The 2756-nt window shown below is 54.4% G+C and carries 2 protein-coding genes and 1 pseudogene; all 3 read right to left on the bottom strand.

Annotated features, from left to right (window positions below; translation table 11 throughout):
* Positions 1–205: 205 nt before the first annotated feature.
* Positions 206–1225, bottom strand: coding sequence for a LacI family DNA-binding transcriptional regulator (locus ACIQ39_RS19160; protein WP_396436174.1), 1020 nt, complete (start codon positions 1223–1225; stop codon positions 206–208).
* A gap of 130 nt (positions 1226–1355) precedes the next feature.
* Positions 1356–2264: a carbohydrate porin gene (locus ACIQ39_RS19165; RefSeq protein ID WP_396436175.1), complete on the bottom strand. Its 909-nt coding sequence runs from the start codon at positions 2262–2264 to the stop codon at positions 1356–1358.
* Positions 2265–2618: 354 nt separating this feature from the next.
* Positions 2619–2756: pseudogene (locus tag ACIQ39_RS19170) on the bottom strand (tripartite tricarboxylate transporter substrate binding protein BugD); the annotation flags it as partial.

The following is a 2756-nucleotide window of genomic DNA, read 5'->3' on the forward strand; positions in this document are numbered from 1 at the left end:
AGGGTGCCGCAACGAAAGCACCGGCCCATTTGATCGCTGCGCTTTGTGAATTGAATTTCATCTGATTGCCTCTCCATTGTGAGTTTTGGTTTGCCGCTACCGATGCGGGTTTGCCGGTATGCGAAACCGCATTTGATCATTCGTGCAATCGATTGCATTAGCGGGTTTTCCCTTAACCACCTGTTTTTGATTCAGGTACGTAACTTCAGCCCGTGCTTTCCCGCACCATGAGCTCGGTCGGCAAGATGACCGAGCGCCTTGGCAACCCCGCTTGTGACTCGTGCAGCAAATTCACCAAGGCCTGCCCGGCCAATCGCGTGGGTTGCCGAATCGAAGTCAGACTGGGAAACACATGGCCCGCCATGTCTATGTCGTCGTAACCGACCACTTTGACATCGCGGGGCACATCGATGCCCCGGGCATTGAGCGCACTGATGACAGCGATGGCTGCCACATCGCTGCTGGCAAAAACGGCATCAAATGACAACCCTTGTGACAACCACTCTTGCACCACCTGCAGCAGCATGGGTTCGTTGAACAACACCGATTGGCGCAAACGCACATCGGGTTCGATCCCGGCTTCTCGGTGCGCCCTCAAGTAGCCCGCATAACGCTGGCCCGCCTCGGGGTGCTCAATGTCACCCAGAAAGGCAATGCGGCGGCACCCTCGGGACAACAAATGTGAAGCCGCCAGATAACCGCCTTGTTCGTTGTCACCACCGACCACCGGATACGCCGCATCTGGCAATGCAGCACCCCAAACAGCAAAGCGCAAGCCTGCATGGAACAACTTGTTCAGGTGTTCGTGCCAAGTCAATTGGCCAATCACCACCAAGCCGGCCACTTGGCCACTGCTGACCAGGGTCTGCATCTGCGACCTGCGCTCATCGTTGAGTCGGGTCAGCAACACGCTGTAGCCCTGATCATCCAGTGCATCTGCGACGCTGCCAAATAAATTCAAAATGAAGGGGTCTGATATGGCTTGCATGCTGTCGCCCAGCACCACCACCCCTACCGTCTGTACCGAGCGTTTGCGCAAATTGGCTGCCCCGACGTTCACCTGATAGTTGAGCGAACGGGCCAGCTCGAGAATGCGCTCGCGTGTGGCCTCGGGGATCAAGGCGCTGCCACTCAAAGCCCGCGATACCGTAGAGGATGAAACACCCGCCATACGGGCGATGTCGGCCATTTGCGTGCGGCGCGGAACGAGATCAGTTTTGCTCATGTCTTGGATTATTTCATGGGCAAGTTATTTGCCCTGCTTCCCCGGAGACTCAGCGCTCCATAAAAAAACCGCCCAAGACCTGAGGGTCTTGGGCGGTGTGAGTGAAACCTTGAAAAAACGTCTTAACCGATCAGAATGCGTAATTCAAACGCACTTTGAAGGCATTGAGGTTGTCAACCCCAGTGGCTTTGGAAGAGCTGAAGGCGGGGGTGATGCTCGCACCTTTCACACCCATCAATGGGAAGGTGTATGCAGCGTAGTAAGTGGTGACCTTGTTCTCGTCTTTTTTATCTTGAACCATGCCGACACCAGCCGCACCGATGGTGGCGTTCAGACCGAAGGAGGATGCGTCCAAATCACTGTTTTTGGCGACGTTGGCGTTGATGTTCACACCCGCAGCGACTGCGTAACCCACGGACACACCACTGCCACTGTAGCTCACACCGTCCAATTTGTAGGACTCTAAACCTGCACGCAATGTCAAAGCACCGCTGTTGTAAACCACTGTAGGGCGCACGCCATGGGCCACTGTGGGCATCGCTGATTTTTCAGTCACCAAACCCAACTCCAAGCGCAGACCAGGAGCGGCGTTCAAACCGGCCACGGCATGCAATTGACCGTCGCCTTTGCGACCGCGCAAGGAGTTTGTACGGTAGCCATAGCCGCTTGCAGCCGCCTCAACCACCACGTCTTTGCCCATGGGGAACAAGTCTGCTGCTTCCTGACGACCGACTTTCAAATCGGCCATGCTGTTGCCAAACTGGATCCAGGCATCGTCCACACCCACTTTGTCGGTGCTGCTGGTGGGGATGATCAAACTGGCTTTGGCGTTGACGAAGTTGTCGCCCGATTTGACCAATTCGGCTTTGGCGTTCAACTCGATACGGCCGCCGTTTGAGGTATCGCTTTTGGTAGCGCCCTGCTTGCTTTTGAATGTGGTGTCGTTTTCAATGTTGGCGTCAAAAGTCACGCCCGCATGTGCTGCGCCTGCAGCGACCAAAGCGGCAGTCACTGCGGCCAAACGGAAATGTGATTGCATGTTTCTCTCCAGAAGATGGTGTTTTAAAAATTTCAATCAGCCCGACAAGAGGTGAGCTCATGGCGTTGCCGACTTCCGGATTAAACGATTCATGCAATCGATTTCATTTCATGGTAAACCCTTGTTTTAGATACAAAACGGGTACAAAACAATATTTTTCAGCGCTGATACAACAAATTACGCAAACGTTTGCAAGAAACCAAAAAATCTAGACAGTCGCATGTGCATGTCTTGTAGCCAACATCAACCCCCATTACAGGTTTGACGAAAAAAAACCCGATGCAAGGCATCGGGTTCGGGTGGCACTACGGCATGTGCAACCGATACGTGGGGACCCCGTCCCCTTATTGGATATCAGTCGGCGTACTTGCCTGCCGCATCCACAGCAGCCTTGATCTTCACCATCTCGGCAGCCACAAACTTCTTGTGCTCAGCCGGGTCGGTGCGGTTGTCGGTCACCACCAATGCGCCCAGACCTTCGTTCTTCTTGAC

Source organism: Limnohabitans sp. (assembly GCF_044361645.1).
Lineage (GTDB): Bacteria > Pseudomonadota > Gammaproteobacteria > Burkholderiales > Burkholderiaceae_C > Limnohabitans_A.